General features: G+C 57.2%; 15 protein-coding genes. 13 read left to right on the top strand and 2 right to left on the bottom strand.

Annotated features, from left to right (window positions below; translation table 11 throughout):
• Nucleotides 1–159: 159 nt before the first annotated feature.
• The 10 genes from hisS (at nucleotide 160) to acnB (ending at nucleotide 13,713) form a co-directional block, all read left to right on the top strand.
• Nucleotides 160–1,395: a histidine--tRNA ligase gene (gene hisS, locus MJO47_RS09600; RefSeq protein WP_253961866.1), complete on the top strand. Its 1,236-nt coding sequence runs from the start codon at nucleotides 160–162 to the stop codon at nucleotides 1,393–1,395.
• 103 nt (nucleotides 1,396–1,498) lie between these two features.
• Nucleotides 1,499–3,286, top strand: coding sequence for an aspartate--tRNA ligase (aspS, locus tag MJO47_RS09605; RefSeq protein WP_253960911.1), 1,788 nt, complete (start codon nucleotides 1,499–1,501; stop codon nucleotides 3,284–3,286).
• Between the two features lie 79 nt (nucleotides 3,287–3,365).
• Nucleotides 3,366–4,073 carry a DUF4398 domain-containing protein gene (locus tag MJO47_RS09610; protein ID WP_253960912.1) on the top strand — a complete coding sequence of 236 codons (708 nt, stop codon included), beginning with the start codon at nucleotides 3,366–3,368 and terminating at the stop codon, nucleotides 4,071–4,073.
• Between the two features lie 264 nt (nucleotides 4,074–4,337).
• Nucleotides 4,338–6,569, top strand: coding sequence for an NADP-dependent isocitrate dehydrogenase (locus MJO47_RS09615; RefSeq protein WP_253960913.1), 2,232 nt, complete (start codon nucleotides 4,338–4,340; stop codon nucleotides 6,567–6,569).
• A 76-nt stretch (nucleotides 6,570–6,645) separates the two neighbouring features.
• On the top strand, nucleotides 6,646–7,599 hold the full coding sequence (mdh, locus tag MJO47_RS09620) for a malate dehydrogenase (protein WP_253960914.1): 954 nt from the start codon (nucleotides 6,646–6,648) through the stop codon (nucleotides 7,597–7,599).
• 264 nt (nucleotides 7,600–7,863) lie between these two features.
• A complete protein-coding gene (locus MJO47_RS09625) occupies nucleotides 7,864–8,055 on the top strand; it encodes a 4Fe-4S binding protein (protein WP_155876659.1) in 192 nt (63 codons plus the stop codon).
• 26 nt (nucleotides 8,056–8,081) lie between these two features.
• A complete protein-coding gene (locus tag MJO47_RS09630; RefSeq protein WP_253960915.1) occupies nucleotides 8,082–9,215 on the top strand; it encodes a 2-oxoacid:acceptor oxidoreductase subunit alpha in 1,134 nt (377 codons plus the stop codon).
• A 1-nt stretch (nucleotide 9,216) separates the two neighbouring features.
• On the top strand, nucleotides 9,217–10,032 hold the full coding sequence (locus MJO47_RS09635; protein ID WP_253960916.1) for a 2-oxoacid:ferredoxin oxidoreductase subunit beta: 816 nt from the start codon (nucleotides 9,217–9,219) through the stop codon (nucleotides 10,030–10,032).
• Between the two features lie 27 nt (nucleotides 10,033–10,059).
• On the top strand, nucleotides 10,060–10,608 hold the full coding sequence (locus MJO47_RS09640; protein WP_253960917.1) for a 2-oxoacid:acceptor oxidoreductase family protein: 549 nt from the start codon (nucleotides 10,060–10,062) through the stop codon (nucleotides 10,606–10,608).
• 570 nt (nucleotides 10,609–11,178) lie between these two features.
• Nucleotides 11,179–13,713, top strand: a complete 2,535-nt coding sequence (gene acnB, locus MJO47_RS09645; protein WP_253960918.1) for a bifunctional aconitate hydratase 2/2-methylisocitrate dehydratase — start codon at nucleotides 11,179–11,181, stop codon at nucleotides 13,711–13,713.
• A gap of 93 nt (nucleotides 13,714–13,806) precedes the next feature.
• On the opposite strand, the gene MJO47_RS09650 is transcribed toward acnB, so the two are convergent.
• The gene (locus MJO47_RS09650) at nucleotides 13,807–14,580 is read right to left on the bottom strand and encodes a C40 family peptidase (protein WP_253960919.1); all 774 of its coding nucleotides are present in this window, start codon (nucleotides 14,578–14,580) and stop codon (nucleotides 13,807–13,809) included.
• Nucleotides 14,581–14,755: 175 nt separating this feature from the next.
• Between MJO47_RS09650 and MJO47_RS09655 the strand changes: the two genes are divergently transcribed.
• Together MJO47_RS09655 and MJO47_RS09660 are read left to right on the top strand one after the other, a co-directional pair.
• Nucleotides 14,756–15,241: a peptidylprolyl isomerase gene (locus MJO47_RS09655; protein ID WP_253961867.1), complete on the top strand. Its 486-nt coding sequence runs from the start codon at nucleotides 14,756–14,758 to the stop codon at nucleotides 15,239–15,241.
• A 39-nt stretch (nucleotides 15,242–15,280) separates the two neighbouring features.
• Nucleotides 15,281–16,720: a DUF294 nucleotidyltransferase-like domain-containing protein gene (locus MJO47_RS09660; RefSeq protein ID WP_253960920.1), complete on the top strand. Its 1,440-nt coding sequence runs from the start codon at nucleotides 15,281–15,283 to the stop codon at nucleotides 16,718–16,720.
• A gap of 2 nt (nucleotides 16,721–16,722) precedes the next feature.
• On the opposite strand, the gene MJO47_RS09665 is transcribed toward MJO47_RS09660, so the two are convergent.
• Nucleotides 16,723–17,586 (bottom strand): YitT family protein, encoded by an 864-nt coding sequence (locus MJO47_RS09665; protein WP_253960921.1) that lies wholly within the window; start codon nucleotides 17,584–17,586, stop codon nucleotides 16,723–16,725.
• Between the two features lie 140 nt (nucleotides 17,587–17,726).
• Here MJO47_RS09665 and MJO47_RS09670 point away from each other — a divergent pair, with 140 nt between their 5' ends.
• On the top strand, nucleotides 17,727–18,692 hold the full coding sequence (locus tag MJO47_RS09670; RefSeq protein WP_253960922.1) for a hypothetical protein: 966 nt from the start codon (nucleotides 17,727–17,729) through the stop codon (nucleotides 18,690–18,692).

Genomic DNA, 18,692 nt, shown 5'->3' on the forward strand with positions numbered 1-18,692 from the left:
CTCCTTCTCCATGACATTGGAATGCGGTTAATTCTAGCCATGAAGGAGCCCTGTGCCTTAAGGGTTTGGCTGACCTTGTGGTGATCCCGGCTTCGTGTGCCTGTTGTATAACCATAAATAAAGAGGAAAAGATCAGTGAGTATTACAGGTATCAAGGGGATGAACGATATCCTGCCGGGCGAGGTGGAGACCTGGCAATTTCTCGAACGCAGCGCTCGGAAGGTCTTCGGGGCCTACGGATTTGCTGAAATCCGCGTCCCGGTGGTTGAGAAAACCGAGCTATTTTGCCGCTCAATCGGTGAAACAACCGATATCGTTGAGAAAGAGATGTATACGTTCAATGATAAAAGCGCAAATTCCTTGACCTTGCGTCCGGAAGGGACCGCACCGGTCATGCGTTCCTATATTGAACATAAAATGTACGCACAGGATCCGGTGGCCCGGCTTTACTACATGGGTCCCATGTTCCGTTACGAGCGCCCACAGAAAGGCCGCTACCGCCAGTTTCATCAGATTGGCGCCGAGATAATCGGGGTGGAGGATCCCCGGGTTGACGCCCAGGTGCTGGCCATGCTGATTCATTATTTCGAAGAGGTCGGCATTGGTGATGTCGAGCTGCAGGTGAATTCCTTGGGATGTGCAGAGTGTCGTCCCGGCTTCCGTCAAACGCTGGTGGAGTTTCTGCAGGAGCGTCTCGATTCTCTCTGCGAAGATTGCCGCCGGCGGTATCAGACCAATCCGTTGCGTGTTCTGGACTGCAAGGCGACCGGCTGCAAAGAGGCCACCGCCCAGGCGCCGTCGGTTCTGGATCATCTCTGCTCAGGTTGTGATGACCACTTTTCCCAGGTTCAAACCTATCTGCGCCTGCTGAATACCCCCTTCACGATCAATCCCCGGATGGTACGCGGGCTCGACTACTATACCAAGACCACTTTTGAAATGGTCACTACGCGACTTGGCTCCCAGAATGCGGTGGCGGCTGGCGGACGTTATGACGGTCTTATCGCCGACCTCGGGGGGCCTTCTCTGCCCGGTATCGGTTTTGCGATGGGGTTGGAGCGCCTGGTTCTGATGAAGGGAGACGATCACGAGCCGGCTTCGAGGGCGGATGTCTTTTTAGCGGCTATGGGAGAAATGGCCAGCCAGAAGGCCTTTGTCCTTATGTCTGCTCTTCAGCGTCACGGTCTGCATGCGGAGATGGATTTTTCCGGAAAGAGTCTCAAGGCGCAAATGAGACGGGCTGGCAAACTCGGGGCTCGTTTTGTCGTGATTGTCGGGGAAGAGGAGTTGGCCCGTAACGTGGCCCAGCTCAAGGATATGGACAACGGTAATCAGGCCGAGGTCGTCTTTGACCGCCTTGAGGAAGAACTGCGCGCGAGAGTGCTCGGAGCATAACGGAATCTTGTCTTGACGCCAAGCAAAAAGGCTCTGTATAATTTCGTTTTGCTTGATTTCGCCACGGTTCGGTGGCCGATTTAACCATTTTGGAGGACAGGGCGTGAACGACATTCTTGGTGACTGGAAAAGAAGCCATTATTGCGGGCGTGTTACCGCTGCAGATATCGGCAAGGACGTTTGTCTCATGGGGTGGGTGCAGCGTCGCCGCGACCATGGCGGGCTTATTTTTATTGATCTCCGCGATCGGGAAGGGATCGTTCAGCTGGCCCTGGATCCAGACCGGGACCCCGAAGCCCACACCAAGGCCGACCGGGTGCGCAATGAATATGTCATCGCGGTGCGCGGGGTCGTTTCCCCCCGGCCCGAGGGGACGGTCAATCCCAAAATGTTCACTGGCGAGGTCGAGGTGGAGGTCCGGGAGTTGCGCGTTCTCAATACGGCCAAGACCCCTCCTTTTATGATCGACGAATATGCCGATGTGGCGGAAAATATCCGTCTCAAGCACCGCTATCTTGATCTGCGTCGTCCAGGCATCCAGAGCAATCTCATGCTGCGTCACCGGGTCGCTCGTACCGTTCGCACCTATCTTGACAATCAGGGTTTTCTGGAGATCGAAACTCCGGTGCTGACCAAAAGTACACCTGAAGGCGCTCGTGACTACCTTGTCCCCAGCCGTGTCAACCCTGGCACTTTCTATGCTCTGCCTCAATCCCCCCAGCTGTTCAAGCAGCTCCTCATGGTCTCCGGCTATGATCGCTATTGTCAGATCGTCAAATGTTTCCGTGACGAGGATTTGAGGGCGGACCGTCAGCCGGAGTTTACTCAGATTGACTGCGAGATGAGCTTTGTCAACCGCGATGACGTGATCGCTGTCATGGAGGGGATGATCGCCGAGGTTTTTCGCGTCGCCATTGGGGTGGAGGTTGTCCTGCCCATGCCCCGCATGACCTATGCCGAAGCCATGGCCCGCTACGGGGTGGATAATCCGGATCTGCGTTTTGACCTGGAACTGGTGGAGATCTCCAATCTGGTCAAGGATTCCGGTTTTAAGGTCTTTGCCGATGTGGTCAAGGGTGGCGGTATCGTCAAAGCCCTCAACGTCAAGGGGTGTGCCTCCTTTTCCCGTAAAGAGATCGATGATCTCACGGAGTTTGCCAAAATTTATGGGGCCAAAGGTCTCGCCTACGTCAAGGTCACCGAGGATGGGTGGCAGTCTCCGATCGCCAAGTTTTTCTCCGAACAGGACCTCGCGGCGCTGAATCGTGTTTTGCGCGCCGAGGTCGGCGACCTTCTGCTCTTTGTCGCCGATAGCTACAAGGTCACCAACGAAGCGCTGGGGCGACTGCGTGGCCACTTGGGGCACAAGCTTGGCCTGACCAGCAAGAATGACTTCAAGTTCGTGTGGATCACCGATTTCCCCCTTCTTGAGTGGGACGGAGAGGCACGGCGGCATGTGGCGGTGCACCACCCCTTTACTGCGCCGATGGATGAAGACATGCCCCTGCTCGATGGAGATCCCGGCAAGGTGAGGGCCAAGGCCTACGATCTGGTGCTCAATGGCTCGGAGATCGGCGGTGGCAGCATTCGTATCCATGATCAGGCTGTGCAGAGCAAGATGTTCGACCTCATGGGGATCGGACTCGAGGAGGCCAGGGAGAAGTTTGGATTTCTGCTCGATGCCCTTGAATTCGGAGCGCCCCCTCACGGAGGAATTGCCTTCGGGTTGGATCGGCTTGTCATGATTCTGACCGGTTCCGATTCCATTCGGGACGTCATTGCTTTTCCGAAGACCCAGAAGGCTACCTGTCTGATGTCTGAGGCGCCCAATGTGGTGGACGAAAAACAGCTGCGTGAGCTTTCGATTCGCCTGGCCAGCCGCCCCAAGTAGTCCGTCGCCCCCTGTCCCGTTTCTTGTGAGGGGGCTGATCCTCTTCTGAGTTCTCGGCTGAGGAAGGTTTTGTCGTTAAATGTACAAGTTTTTGGTCCTTTTGTTTCTGTTTGTGTTGGGGGGGTGCGCTTCGCTCCCCCAGCACGAGCTTCGGGTGGCCAGAGAATCCGTCGCTCAGGCTTATGCTGTCGGCGCGCCGCAGTTAGCCCCTCTTGAATACCGTTCGGCCAGTACGGCCCTTTATGATGCGGAAAAATATATCCATGCCGGTGACTACCGGCAGGCTCGCCAGATCCTTCCCTTGGCCCAGGCCCATGCCCGCCGGGCGATATCCAGGTCTCTCGACGAAGCCGCGCGTCTTCGTGAACTCGAGGCCGCTCAGGCCGCCGAACGGGCATCCCTGTCCATAAAAACCCCCGTGAAAAAAAAGCCTACCAGACCGGCTGCTCCCAAGGTGCCGGATTCTTCCACGGCGGAAAGTCCCGCCGACAAGGATCTTTCGCCAGCAACGCCAGTGCTGGCGCCGCAATATACTGTTGTGGGTGGCGAAAATCTCTGGTCTATTGCGGCGAAAGAGGAAGTTTATGCGGATGGTCTCTTGTGGCCGCTTCTTTATAAGGCCAATCGGGACCAGATCAAGGATCCCCGCCAAATATATCCGGGCCAGGTTTTGAGTATTCCCCGAGATCTCAGTGCCGAGGCAATGGACGAGGCGCGGGAGAAGGCCCGAAGGTCGGACATATTTCCGGTAGACATCATGTTGAAGCCCAGAGGGTTAGTTGAGTGATTCTCTGCTGAAATCAGGGCCTTTTGGGGGTTGTAAACGACCCGATAGCCGCCATGTTTTTTCTTGACACTCCCAGGTCTTTTGCATACTGTATACACGATTAACTGGATGGTTTTGTTTGGTCCGGTTAATTAACTGTTTGTTGTATCAGGGGTTTGTGGCAAGTCCCGGTCGCGTGCCCTGGCGGGGCAATCGGAGATCGGCTTGATTTTGCTGATATTGTTGGACCTCTGGCGATGCTGGCATAAAAACTAAGGAGAGAACATGACCACGAAAGACGCAAAGATTATCTGGACTGAGATTGACGAAGCACCCGCATTGGCTACCTACGCTCTGCTGCCGATCGTGCAGGCTTTCACCAAGGGCACCGGCGTCTCTGTCGAGACCCGCGACATCTCCCTCTCCGGGCGAATCCTCGCCAACTTCCCGGACAATCTCAAGCCCGAGCAGAAGGTTGCTGATTATTTGACCGAACTCGGCGAGCTGGCCAAAACACCTGAAGCCAATATCATCAAGCTGCCGAATATCTCGGCTTCCATTGTTCAGTTGCAGTCGGCCATCAAGGAACTGCAGGAGAAAGGCTACGACGTTCCTGATTATCCTGAAGAGCCCAAAAACGATGCAGAAAAAGCGATCCAGGCCCGCTACGCCAAGGTGCTCGGTTCTGCTGTTAACCCGGTGCTGCGCGAGGGGAACTCCGATCGCCGCGCCGCCGCTTCGGTCAAGAAGTTCGCTCAGCAGAATCCCCATCGCATGATGAAGCCCTGGCCTGAGGTTTCCAAGACCCGCGTTGCCTTCATGGACAGCGGAGACTTCTATGAGAACGAGACCTCGACCACCATTCCCGCCGCCACCACCGCCAAGATCGAGTTCGTGGCCGCTGACGGCAGCGTTACGGTGCTCAAAGACAAACTGGCCCTTCAGGCCGGTGAAGTTCTTGATTCGACCCACATGGACGTGGCCAAGCTGCGGGCCTTTTATGCCGAGTGCATGAAGGAAGCCAAGGATAAGGACGTCTTGCTGTCGCTGCACCTCAAGGCAACCATGATGAAAATCTCCGACCCGATCATGTTCGGTCATGCTGTTTCGGTCTATTTCAAGGACGCGCTGGAGAAGTACGCGGCCGACCTCAAGGCGATTGGCGCCAATGTCAATAACGGTCTGGGCGATGTGCTGTCCAAGCTCAGCCGCCTGCCGGCCGACAAAAAAGCCGCTATCGAAGCGGACATCGCCAAGTGCTACGAGTCCGGCCCGGCTCTGGCCATGGTTGACTCCCGCAAAGGGATCACCAACCTGCATGTGCCTAACGACGTTATCGTTGACGCCTCCATGCCCGTAGTCGTTCGTGACGGCGGCAAGATGTGGAACAAGGCCGACGAACTGCAGGACACCATCGCCATGGTTCCGGACCGCTGCTACGCCACCATGTACCAGGCCATGATCGAAGATTGCCAGAAAAACGGCCAGTTCGATCCCTCCACCATGGGAGCCACATCCAATGTCGGCCTGATGGCGCAGAAGGCGGAAGAGTACGGCAGCCATGACAAGACTTTCACCGCCCCCGGCAAAGGAACGATGCGCGTCGTCGATGCTTCCGGTGCTGTACTGCTGGAGCAGAAGGTCGAGACGGGCGACATCTTCCGTGCCTGCCAGGTCAAGGATGCCCCGATTCAGGATTGGGTCAAGCTTGCGGTTAATCGCGCTAAGGCTTCCAGTACGCCCGCCATCTTCTGGCTTGACGAAAATCGTGGTCACGATGCTCAATTGATCCAGAAGGTCAACACCTACCTCAAGGATCACGATACGGCCGGTCTTGACATCCGCATCATGAAGCCGGTTGACGCCATGAAGTTCACCTGCGAGCGGGCCCGCAAGGGGCTGGACACCATCACGGTGACCGGCAACGTTCTGCGTGACTACCTGACCGACCTTTTCCCGATTCTGGAGCTTGGCACCAGCGCCCGCATGCTTTCCATCGTGCCGCTGATGGCCGGTGGCGGTCTATTCGAAACGGGTGCCGGCGGTTCCGCACCGAAGCATGTCGAGCAGTTCCTTCGCGAGGGGCATCTGCGTTGGGACTCCCTCGGTGAGTACTGCGCTCTGGTGCCGTCCCTGGAGATGATTGCTGATAATTTCAAAAACGCCAAGGCGGCGGTGCTGGCCGAGACCCTTGACGAGGCGGTATCCAAGTATCTGGAAAACGCCAAGGCCCCTTCCCGCAAAGTCAACGAGATTGACAACCGCGGCAGCAGTTTCTATCTTGCCATGTACTGGGCCCAGACTCTGGCCGCCCAGAACAAGGATGCCGACCTAAAGGCCCGCTTTGCTCCAGTGGCTGAAAAACTTGCAGCCAACGAAGAAAAGATCAATCAGGAGCTGCTGGCTGCCCAGGGTCGTCCTGCCGACATCGGCGGCTATTTCCGCCCCGTGTTGGAAAAGGCCAACCAGGAAATGCGTCCCAGTGCAACTCTGAACGCAATCATCGACAGCCTGTAATTCATAGTGTGTTACGGTCGGGACGGGGCCTGTTGCCCCGTCCCACTCTAATTTTCTAACGATGAGGAGAGAGACAATGGCTAGACCGAAAATTGCATTGATTGGTGGTGGGCAAATTGGTGGTGTGCTGGCTCAGCTCTGCGCTCTGCGCGAACTGGGCGACGTGGTGATGTTTGATATTGTTGAGGGCCTGCCCCAGGGCAAGATGCTCGATATAGCCGAAGCTTCTCCTGTGGACGGTTTCGATGTCAATCTCAAGGGGACCAACGACTACAAGGATATCGCCGGCGCCAATGTTGTCATCGTGACCGCCGGTCTGCCCCGCAAGCCCGGCATGAGCCGTGACGACCTGATCGAAGTCAATTCCAAAATCATGACTCAGGTGGCCGAAGGTATCCGTGATAACGCTCCTGACGCCTTCATCATCGTCATCTCCAACCCTCTCGACGCCATGGTTACCCTGTGCCAGAAAGTAACCGGCTTCCCCGCCGAGCGCGTCATGGGTCAGGCTGGCGTCCTCGACTCGGCCCGTTTCGAGTCTTTCATCGCTTGGGAACTCGGTGTTTCCATCAAGGACGTGACCGCCATGACTCTGGGCGGGCACGGCGACGACATGGTTCCCCTGGTTCGTTATGCCAGCGTCAAAGGCATTCCGGTTATGGAGCTGCTTGAGCAAAAATACGGCAGCGCTGAGAAGGCCAAGGAAGTCATGGAAGCCATGGTCAAGCGCACTCGCGGGGCTGGCGGCGAAGTTGTCGCCCTGCTCAAGACCGGCAGCGCCTTCTATAGCCCGGCTTCTTCCGCCATCGCCATGGCCGAGTCTATTCTGAAAGACCAGAAGCGCGTGCTGCCCACCTGTGCGCTGCTTAACGGTGAGTTCGGCGTTAAAGGGTACTACGTCGGTGTTCCCTGCGTCCTTGGCGCCAAGGGCATCGAACGCATCATTTCCTTTAAGCTTGACGCTGAGGAGCAGGCGATGATGGACAAGTCCGTTGCTGCCGTTAAGGGCCTCGTTGACAGCATGAAGTAACCCAAGTTTCAGTGATTGTTGCAAAAGAAGGGCAATGGCAACATTGCCCTTCTTTTGCATTTGAATTGTTGGATAAAATGTGTATACTGCACCCGTTTTTTGGGTGGAAACAGTGTTTGCACGATGTCAAAGTGGAACACTTTTTCACAAAAGGCATGTTTCAGGTGGTTCGACCCTGATCAAAATCAGGGCATTGTGGATTCTGGTAACGTTTTGTCCGGCCGCGTTTAGCGCGGTAAAAACTCGCAAAGGAGAAAAGCGGTAATGAGCAGTCCGAGAGTGGAAGTGATCGAAAGGTACTGCAAGGGGTGCAGCATTTGTGTGGAGTTCTGCCCCACCAAGGTCCTGGAGATGGATGCCTTTCTGGTAAAGGTTGCCAAGCCTGAGGCCTGCATCGCCTGCATGCAGTGCGAATTGCGGTGCCCCGACTTTGCTATCAAAGTCTTCAAAGATTAATTTAAAACTTTAGGAGGTCGGTTAACGTGGCTAAGAAAGTTGCTCTGTTGCAGGGGAACGAGGCTTGTGCACAAGGCGCTCTTTACGCCGGCTGCAAATTCTTCGGCGGTTACCCCATCACCCCCTCTACCGAGGTTGCGGAAGTTATGTCTGTTGAACTTCCCAAGGTCGGAGGGAAATTTATTCAAATGGAAGACGAGATCGGTGCGATGGCTTCGGTTATCGGGGCCTCCCTCACCGGGGCTAAGGTGCTCACCGCGACCTCTGGTCCTGGCGTCTCCTTGAAACAGGAACTCATCGGCTATGCCTGCATCGCCGAGGTGCCCTGCGTTATCATCAACGTTATGCGTGGCGGACCCTCCACCGGGATGCCCACCGGCCCTGGCCAGTCTGACGTTCAGCAGGCCAAATGGGGCACACACGGTGACCACGCCGCTATCGCGCTGGTACCTGCTTCCTGCCAGGAGATCTTCAGCGAAACGGTGCGGGCTTTCAACCTCGCGGAGAAATACCGCATGCCCGTGCAGGTGCTCTTCGACGAGATCGTTGGTCACAGCCGCGAGCGCATCGAGTTCCCTGAACCGGGTGAACTCGAGGTCATTGACCGTCAGGGCCCGACTGTTTCCCCTGAGGAGTACAAGCCCTTCGATACTTCCTTCGGTGACGTCCCCCCCTTGGCTGCTTTCGGCACGGGGTATCGCTTCCACGTGACCGGCCTGAACAAGGCCCAGGATGGCTTCCCGACCACCAAGGCCAGCCTCGTTGACGATGAGCAGCGCCGTCAGCTGCGTAAGGTCGATGCGGCTCAGGCTGACATTGAGAAGAACGAAGAGTACCTGACCGAGGACGCCGAAGTGGTGATCTTCGCCTATGGGTCGACCAGCCGTTCGGCTCGCTATGCGGTCAACGAACTGCGCAAGGAAGGCATCAAGGCCGGTCTCTTCCGCCCCATCACCCTCTGGCCTTTCCCGGAGAAGCGCATCGCCGCCCTGGCCCAGCAGGCCAAAGCCATCGTCGTGCCCGAAATGAACCTGGGCCAGATGGTGCTTGAAGTAGAGCGCGTTGCCAAAGGGGCCTGTGAAATCGGATTCATCGGTCGCGTCGACGGCGAGCCGATCAACCCCGGCCAGATCATTGATAAAGTCAAGGAGGTTAAGTAACATGGCTTTCGATTACGATAAATATCTGCGCCCCGGCAAGCTGCCCCACATCTGGTGCCCCGGCTGCGGCCACGGGATTGCCATGAAGGGCCTTATCCGGGCCATTGACATGTGCGGTCTGGACAAGAACAATACCGCCATTGTTTCCGGTATCGGCTGCGCCAGCCGTCTCCCCGGTTATGTTGACTTCAACACTCTGCACACCGCTCACGGCCGCGCTGCTGCCTTCGCAACCGGCGTCAAGATGGCCAAGCCTGAGATGAACGTGATTTGTGTCGGTGGTGACGGTGATGGTACCGCTATCGGCGGTAACCACTTCATCCACGCTTGCCGCCGCAATATCGACATGACCTATGTCATTTTCAATAACAGCATCTACGGCATGACCGGCGGTCAGTTCTCTCCTTGCACTCCCACGGGGGCCAAGGCTTCCACCACTGTTTACGGCAACCCCGATCCGACTTTTGACATCAGCAAGTTGGCAATCGGTGCCGGCGCGACTTTTGTCGCCCGTACCACCGCGTTTCATGCCACCCAGATTGACAAGCTGATTGCCGAAGGCATCAAGCACAAGGGGATGGCTGTCATCGAAGTTCTCGACGACTGCCCCACCACCTATGGGCGCCGCAATAAATTCCGCAGTGTCGTCGACATGATGAAGCGTCTCAAAGATATTGCCGTTCCCGTGGCGGCCGCCAGCAAGATGACGGCTGAACAGCTTGAAGGGAAAGTGCTCACCGGTGTCCTCTATAAAGAGGAAAAGCCCGAGTACTGCGAGCAGTATGCTCAGGTTATCGCCAAGGCGCAGGGCGCCTGATTGTCCAGCGAATAAGGAGAAATATCGATGTCTGAAAGATTTGAAATTCGATTTTCCGGCGCCGGTGGTCAGGGGCTGATCACCGCCGGTATCATTCTGGCTGAAGCGGCCTCCATCATCGAAGGCAAGCACGCCGTTCAGTCTCAGAGCTATGGTCCGGAAGCCCGCGGTGGCGCTTCCAAGTCCGAGGTTATTATCTCCGACGGACCTATTGACTACCCCAAGGCGACCATCGTCGATGCCTGCCTGGCCATGACGCAGGAGTCTGCCGACAAGTACGCCAATGGCATCAAGGCCGGCGGAGTTCTGCTGCTTGACTCGGACTTTGTCAAAAACGAGCCCCAAGGGGATTTCAAGATTTACAAATTCCCCATTACTCGTACTGCCAAAGAGGATCTTGGCCGTGAAATCGTCGCCAACGTGGTTGCCCTCGGCGCCATGATCGCCCTGACGGGCGCTGTCTCCCGTGAGGCTGGCGAAAAAGCCGTTCTGGCCCGTGTACCTGAAGCTTTCCTCGACCTCAACAAGAAGGCCTATGCGCTCGGCTACGAAAAAGTCAAAGAACTCATGAAGTAAATCTTTATCGTTCCATTAAAAACGCCCGGAAGCTTTTTGCCTCCGGGCGTTTTTTTTGCGTTGTCCCAACTCCCTAGATAGGTCTGGTCATGATTTGTGCGTTGCCTGGCCTGGATATCTTGGCTCGTTTTGGGGGATGGACCCGTTGCATTTTCCGGCGACCTGATTTTTGGGAAAAGAGGTCCCTTTTGGGTGCATGGCAGGTGAGCGAACTGAGAACGGCTGAAAAAAATCCGATAAGCATGAGAAGTTCAAACATGGCGGCCTCCTTTACTGGAAAGCCTAGCGTCTTCGTATGACAGAATGTGTCGCACTCTGGGGGGATGATATAAGGGCTGAAAAGTCCGGAAAAAGTGTTGATGGTCAGTTGTCCGTCTTCTGCTGGACCACGACATGTGTCGGAGTTGAACGTTGACAAGGGCTTTGTAAATCGTATACAGTATGCAGGTTTCAGTATGGAAAACGCGCCCGGACGAAGCAGGAATTTGCAGCTTCGCAGCTGGGACACGGTGTGAATAGCGGCCTTGCCAACGGGCGATAAACGGCCGCAATAATTCGAGGAGGAGAGAGATGATCGACGCTTATCTGAAGCACGAAGCCGAGCGGAATGCCCAAGGCATCCCCGCGCTTCCCCTGAATCCCGAGCAGACGCAACAATTGTGCGAGTTGCTGCAAAACCCACCGGCTGGTAAAGAGGATTTTCTCAAACACCTCTTCACCGAGCGGATTTCTCCCGGTGTCGACCCCGCGGCCGAAGTTAAGGCGGACTTTTTGGAAAAAGTTCTGAAAGGACAAGCCAAGACTCCTCTGTTCGATAAAAAAGAGGCCGTACGTATTCTCGGCACCATGATGGGCGGATACAACGTCAAGCCTCTCGTCGATGCGCTTAAAGACGCCGATTTGGCGGACGAAGCGGCCAAGGCTTTGTCCGGCATCACCCTGGTGTATGATGCCTTTGATGAAGTTGCCGCCCTGGCCAAGTCCAATGCCGCGGCCAAAAAGGTGCTGGAATCCTGGGCCAAAGCCGAGTGGTTTACCAACAAACCGGCCATGCCCGAAACCATCAAGGTTAAAGTTTTCAAAGTCGACGGCGAGATCAATACCGATGACTTTTCGCCTGCCGGCGACGCCTGGAGCCGTCCCGACATCCCTCTCCATGCTCTGGCTATGGGTAAGACCCGCTTTCCTGGCGGGTTGGAGACCATCGCCAAGTTCCGTGAAGAAGGTTTCCAGGTGGCTTTTGTCGGTGACGTGGTGGGTACCGGCTCCTCCCGTAAATCCGCCTGTAACAGTGTCCTCTGGCATATCGGCAACGAAATCCCCGCCGTGCCCAACAAGAAGACCGGCGGTGTCATCATCGGCAGCGTTATTGCGCCGATCTTCTTTAACACAGCCCAGGATTCCGGCGCCCTGCCGCTGAAGATGGACGTGACGGAGATGAACACCGGCGACGTCATTGTCATCAATACCAAAAAGGGTGAAGTGACTGACGAGGCGGGCAAAGTCATCACGACCTTTGAGATCACGCCCAACACGGTGCCTGATGAGTTCCGCGCCGGCGGCCGTATTCCCCTGATCATCGGTCGCAGTCTGACCGCCAAGGCCCGGGCCGCCCTCGGCATGCCCGAATCCGACATTTTCACCCAGCCCGTGAATCCCGTGCCCAAGTCCGGCCAAGGCTACTCGCTGGCCCAGAAGATGGTCGGCAAGGCCTGCGGCGTCGAAGGCATTCTGCCCGGCACCGCCTGCGAGCCCAAGATGACCACCGTCGGCTCCCAGGACACCACCGGTCCCATGACGGCCGACGAACTCAAGGAACTGGCCTGCCTCAAGTTCCAGTCTCCGATGTTCATGCAGTCCTTTTGCCACACCGCCGCTTATCCCAAGCCGGCGGATGTGAAGATGCACAAGACCCTACCTCAGTTCATTGCCGAGCGTGCCGGCGTTGCCCTGCGCCCGGGTGACGGCGTCATTCACAGCTGGCTGAACCGTCTGTTGCTGCCCGACACTGTCGGTACCGGCGGTGACTCCCATACCCGCTTCCCCATTGGCATCAGCTTTCCAGCCGGTTCCGGCCTGGTCGCTTTCGCGGGCGCCATGGGCTTCATGCCCCTGGATATGCCTGAGTCGGTGCTGGTCCGTTTCAAGGGCAAGTTCAATCCTGGCATCACCCTGCGTGACGCAGTCAATGCCATCCCTTACTGGGCCATCAAGCAGGGCCTGCTGACTGTGCCCAAGAAGAACAAGAAGAACATCTTCAATGGCCGTATTCTCGAGATGGAAGGTCTGCCCGAGCTCTCCGTTGAGCAGGCTTTCGAACTGACCGACGCCGCCGCCGAGCGCTCCGCCGCTGCCGGTTGTATCCAGCTTTCGGAAGATTCCGTTTGCGCTTACCTGCGTTCCAACGTGGCCCTGATGAAGAAGATGATCGAAGAAGGCTACCAGGATCCGCAGACTCTGCAGAACCGCATCGACGCCGTCAACGAGTGGCTGAAGAATCCCAAGCTGCTCAAGGCTGACGCCAATGCTGAATATGCTGCCGTTATCGAGATCGACCTGGCCGAGATCACCGAGCCGATTCTGGCCTGCCCCAACGACCCGGATGATGTCAAGCTTCTCTCCGAAGTGGCGGGAACGCCGATTCAGGACGTCTTCCTCGGCTCCTGCATGACCAATATCGGTCACTTCCGCGCCGCCGCCGAGATCTGGCGGGGCCAGAAGTTCAACCCTGCCGTCCGCACCTGGATCTGCCCGCCGACCCGCATGGATCAGCAGCAGCTCAAGGACGAGGCGCTCTTCTCGATTTACAGCGCCATTGGCGCCCGCATCGAGATCGCTGGCTGCTCCCTGTGCATGGGCAACCAGGCCCGGGTACCCGATGGGGTGAACATGTTCTCCACCTCGACCCGTAACTTTGATGATCGCATCGGCAACGGCGCCAAGGTTTACCTGGGCAGCGCCGAACTTGGCGCCGTGACCAGCAACCTGGGCAAGCTCCCCACGCCGGCTGAGTATCTGGCCGTCTACCAGGAGAAGGTCGCGCCCAAGGCTGATCAGGTCTACAAATACCTGCAGTTTGACGAAATGGAAGGATACGGCAAGTAAGGCTGCCGTACTCTTTTCAAACGCAACAAAGCCCCTGTCGAAACCACGGCAGGGGCTTTGTTATTGGGACGCTGAACAGGCAGGCGATGAATCTCAGAAATAACGGCGTCCTCCCACGTAGGTGCGGGCAAAGAAGCGGTTGGATAGGTTCTCGATGCGAACGGTCTTGCCGGTGCGGGGAGCGTGGATGAACTTTCCATTGCCGATGTAAAGCCCCACATGAGTGACCCGCGTGCCTCCCTGGGTGGCGAAAAAGACCAGGTCCCCTTGGGCGAGCGCGTGCTGCTGTACGGATGTCCCCGCCTGATATTGGCTGCGTGAGTTGCGGGGCAGGTTGAGACCGTTCAGGCGATAACAGACCATGGTCAGACCGCTGCAGTCGAAGCCATTGTTCCGATCCTCGCCACCCCACCGATAGGGGACACCGATAAAACGACGGGCCGTTTTAACCAATTCGGTCCCCAGGTCGCCCTGGCCGCTGCGCTGGATGCGACTGTGGGCATAGTCTTCCGGTATGACGATGAAGAAATCCTGGATGATGGTGAGGTTATGCAGGCGCTCGGCTTCGCGGCGGGCAGTGTCATAGTGGTCGTGATTGCCGAAGCGGACCTTGTATAAGCCCGACTCGTCACGGAAGTAGTAGGCGTCAACCCCCTGGGCGGTCAGGGTTGCTTCCAAACGTACGGCATTTTCCAGACTGGCAAAGGCGCCAACCTGGATGCTGTAGCCCATGGATCCCAAGGCGGCAGGGTGGAGCCCGCCCAGCATGCCGGCGATCGGATCATCCGCTGCCGAGGGGGCAAGGCTTGGGGGCACGCCCGTGCGATCCGGCATGCACCCGGCCAGAATGCCCAAGATGACTAGCAAAACTCCTTTTGCCGCCCATCCTGTGGCCCGAAAACGTCTTCCCGAAGTCATGATTCCCCCATGGTGTGCCTCTATCCGCTTGCCTCGGCGCTATGCTTTACCTATACTTTCCCGATACGCACGTCACTAAAACCGAAGGAGTTATCCCGTGAGCCAGTCCAATCCCCTTATCCAGATGGAAACATCCCTGGGCGAAATCATCCTTGAGTTGGATGTTGAAAAAGCCCCTATTACCGTCGAAAACTTTATCGCCTATGCGCGGGCAGGTCATTATGACGGCACGATTTTCCATCGCGTCATCAAGAATTTCATGGTCCAGGGCGGGGGGCTCACCCCCGACATGCAGGAAAAACCGACCCGTGCGCCAATTGTGAACGAAGCCCAGAACAAGCTCAAGAATAAAACCGGCACCATCGCCATGGCGCGCACCCAGGAGGTGAACAGCGCCACCGCCCAGTTTTTCATCAACACCGAAGACAACAAGTTTCTTGACAATGCCGGCACCGACCCGGACAACTTCGGCTATGCCGTCTTTGGCAAGGTGGTCGATGGCATGGATGTGGTCTATACCATCGAACAGCAGGCGACTACCAAGGTAGCCGGCTTCGACGATGTCCCCAAAGAACCGATCGTCATTCAGCAGGTGACTGTGATCGATTGACGGTCGCCGCCCCCAATCCGTCTTCGAAGAGGACTCCCTATGCCTGAGGCCAATGTTTTCTTCCTGCCCATCGCGGCTTTCTGCCAACGCGAAGTGGTGTCCTGTCCGCCCGATGAAGCGCTGGTGAACGCCGTTGGCGTCATGAGGAAGAAGAACATCTCGAGCATTGTGGTGACGGCCGACGAGGCGCCCGTAGGGATCGTGACGGATCGGGATTTGCGCAACAAGGTCGTCTCGCGCGGCGTGGATCCGAACGCGCTCTCGGTGGCCGAGATCATGAGCAGCCCGTTAATCGTGATCGGCGAGGATGAGCTGCTCTTCGAAGCGCTCTATCGCATGTCCCGCCACGGCATCCATCGGTTGGGGGTGGTGGATGCCGGCGGCCGCCTGGTTGGCATTCTCACCGACTCGGACATCCTGCGATTGCAGACCCGTTCTCCCCATAAAATGGTGCGCGACATTGAGCTGGCCGAAAGTCTGGATGATCTGCGTCGTTTGCGAACCCGCATCAATGAACTGGTCGTTCATCTCACCGGCACCGGGGTGAAAACTCCGGACCTGGTGCGGCTCATCGCCCAGCTCAACGATCAGCTGCTGCTGCGCCTCATCGCCTTGCTGCGCCGGGATCGATTTGCCGATCTTCCGTCGGAATTTGCCTTCATCGTCCTTGGCAGCGAAGGGCGGCACGAACAAACCCTGGCCACGGACCAGGACAACGCCATCGTCTACGCCGATCATCTGTCCGGCGACCAGGTGCGGCAGCTTGAGGAGTTCTCCCAGGTTCTTATCGACGCCCTTATCGAGACCGGGGTGCCGCCCTGTCCCGGCGGGATCATGGCCAAGAATCCCCCCTGGCGTCGGAGCTTGCGGGGCTGGCAACAGGAACTCGACAGCTGGCTGGGCAACATCAGCTCGGAAAACATTCTCAAGGGGAGCATGTTTTTCGACCTGCGCACCCTCTACGGCGATCCCTCTTTGGAAAAGGCTCTAAAGGAGCACATCTTCGGCAATATCCGCAAAAATGAAGTCTTTCTGGCGCGGGCCGCGCTGAACGTGCAGGGGTTCCGTCCTCCCCTGGGATGGTTCGGCCGGATCAAGACAGAAACGAAAGGGCCCCATCAAGGGCTGGTGGATGTGAAAAAAGCCGGAATTTTTGCCATCACCGAGGGGGTGAAAATTCTGTCCCTGCAGGCCGGGATACTCGATGGTGGCACGCGCGACCGCATCAACGCGCTGGTCGACGCCGGCGTGCTCGAACCCAGGATGGCCGGCGATCTCGAGGCCAGCTTCAACTACCTTGTCTTCCAACGGCTCCGCGGGCAGGTCGCGGCGATCAGCCGGGGGGAGACCCCGACCAACCACATCTCCCTGGAGGAGCTCAACCGCATGGAGCGCGGCCGCTTCCGTCTGGCCCTGGAGGAAGTCAAAAAATTCCTGGAATCTCTTCGCCTGCGTTTTCGCGTCGACCTGCTGCGTTGATGCTAGTAAATCTTGCGTTTGGAAAAGGTCGAGCCGAGCACGTTGAAGGTGTTCTCCACGATAAACATGGAGTAGGGATCGCTGGTGAAGACGATCTCCTCCAGCCGTTTGAGCTGGATATTGTTGATGACCACCATCAGCACGGTTTTTTCCTTGCGATGATAGGCGCCGACGGCGGGCAGGAAGGTCGCCCCGATCTTCATGTGCGACATGACCTGGTCAGCGATCTCCTGGGGCTTTTCCGAAATGATCAGGGCCAGCTTGCGCTGGTTGAAGAGAGACAGGCAGTAGTCGACGGTCACCGAGGTGATGAAGACGGCGATCATCGAGGCGATGACCAGATCGTTGTCCAAAGTGGCGAAGCTGAAGGTGAAAAGGGCGCAGTTGAAGAAGAAATAGAACTTGCCCAGACCGAGGTTGAATCGCTGGTTGAGAATGACCCCCACCACGTCAAGACCGCCGTTCGAACCCAGGGAACGCAGGACCATGCCGGCCCCTGCCCCGATGATGACGCCGAAGGTCACGGCGGCATAGAGTTGGTCAGTCAGGTTGATCTGAAAATCGATCACCATGAAAGACAGGGACAGGGTGAGCATGGACAGAAAGCTGTAGCCGAGAAAGCGCTTCGAGATAAAGATATACCCCAGAACAAACATGGGGATGTTGAACAGCAAATAGATGAGGCCGGTATTGGCAAAACCGGTCTTGTACTGAATCAGGGTGGAAACGCCGAACAGCCCGCCAGGGACAAAGCCCTGCGGTTCCCCCAGCGCTTTGAAGCCGATGGCCTGAATGAAGGAACCGATCAGGATGAGGCCGCAGTTCCAGAAGAGAGAATAGGTAATCAGTGATTTCTTAGGCGACATGTGAAAACTCCTTTGCGGCCCTAGAAAAAACATATCCGGGGGGGCATTGTCAAATGTTTCCGACGGAAAGTCGCCCGTTGCCTCAATCCTTCTTCGCATTACAATGGTAGAGTAAGCCCAGCCCGAAAGGTTTTGCCCTGATGCTGCTCCGATTGCTTGCTGTCTCTGGTGCGCTGTTTCTCGCCTTGTTTCTGGCCACGCCCGTGTGGTCCGACGAGGCAGAGGTTGACCTGCGCTCTGGCTTTCGTCAGGATGAGCTGCGTTGGAGTATTGGCGGCGGAGGGCTGGATGTCCTTTCTGAGTTGCGCTGGGACAACCTGGAGATCTTTCAGGTACAGGGAGGGTGTCGCTACCTCTGGGAGCGGCCGGGCGGCGCCTTTGATGGTGCCGTACGGGCCAGCGCCGCTTACGGCTGGATTGTCGACGGGGAAAATCGCGATTCCGATTATGCCGGCCCAAACCGCAGCGACGAGTGGTCACGCTCCACTAATGCCGCGGACCAGGGCGAGGTGCTTGATCTGTCGCTGGCCGGCGGCCTGCAGTTTCCCCTGGCCCGCGGGCAGGCCAGCATCATGCCCCTGCTTGGTTATTCCTACCATGAGCAAAACCTGACGCTGCACGACGGGGTGCAGGTTCTTTCCGACCAGGAACTGGCCGATCAGTTTTTCGGCGTAGGGGAAGTGACGGTTCCCGCACTCGGGGCTTTTCCCGGGTTGGACAGCACCTATGAGACCCAGTGGTACGGGCCCTGGACGGGCGTCGAGGTGACTTTCTCCCCGGCCGATCGTTTTTCCCTCGCCGGGCGCCTGGAGTTCCATCTGGTCGACTTTCGAGCCGAGGCGAACTGGAATCTGCGTAGCGACATGCAGCATCCCAAGAGCTTTGTCCAGGAAGCGGTAGGGTATGGCTTGGTGGGCGAGGTGACGGGGCAATACGCTCTGGATTCGCGTTGGGCCATAGAACTGGCCATGGCGTACGCTGACTGGCAGGCTGAAGATGGCACAGACCGCATCTATCTTGCCGACGGCACTCAGGCCTCCGCCCGGCTCAACGAGGTGTCCTGGGCGACTCTTTCCCTGAATCTGGGGATCGTCTTTCGCTATTGA

The sequence above is a fragment of the Desulfuromonas sp. KJ2020 genome, from assembly GCF_024197615.1.
Classification (GTDB): domain Bacteria; phylum Desulfobacterota; class Desulfuromonadia; order Desulfuromonadales; family SZUA-540; genus SZUA-540.

Coding starts and splice junctions, on each gene's coding strand:
- MJO47_RS09640 (WP_253960917.1), top strand. CDS start 10,060: ATGTCTGAAAGATTTGAAATTCGATTTTCCGGCGCCGGTGGTCAGGGG.
- MJO47_RS09655 (WP_253961867.1), top strand. CDS start 14,756: ATGGAAACATCCCTGGGCGAAATCATCCTTGAGTTGGATGTTGAAAAA.
- MJO47_RS09615 (WP_253960913.1), top strand. CDS start 4,338: ATGACCACGAAAGACGCAAAGATTATCTGGACTGAGATTGACGAAGCA.
- MJO47_RS09625 (WP_155876659.1), top strand. CDS start 7,864: ATGAGCAGTCCGAGAGTGGAAGTGATCGAAAGGTACTGCAAGGGGTGC.
- MJO47_RS09665 (WP_253960921.1), bottom strand. CDS start 17,586: ATGTCGCCTAAGAAATCACTGATTACCTATTCTCTCTTCTGGAACTGC.
- MJO47_RS09670 (WP_253960922.1), top strand. CDS start 17,727: ATGCTGCTCCGATTGCTTGCTGTCTCTGGTGCGCTGTTTCTCGCCTTG.
- MJO47_RS09635 (WP_253960916.1), top strand. CDS start 9,217: ATGGCTTTCGATTACGATAAATATCTGCGCCCCGGCAAGCTGCCCCAC.
- MJO47_RS09610 (WP_253960912.1), top strand. CDS start 3,366: ATGTACAAGTTTTTGGTCCTTTTGTTTCTGTTTGTGTTGGGGGGGTGC.
- MJO47_RS09660 (WP_253960920.1), top strand. CDS start 15,281: ATGCCTGAGGCCAATGTTTTCTTCCTGCCCATCGCGGCTTTCTGCCAA.
- acnB (WP_253960918.1), top strand. CDS start 11,179: ATGATCGACGCTTATCTGAAGCACGAAGCCGAGCGGAATGCCCAAGGC.
- mdh (WP_253960914.1), top strand. CDS start 6,646: ATGGCTAGACCGAAAATTGCATTGATTGGTGGTGGGCAAATTGGTGGT.
- hisS (WP_253961866.1), top strand. CDS start 160: ATGAACGATATCCTGCCGGGCGAGGTGGAGACCTGGCAATTTCTCGAA.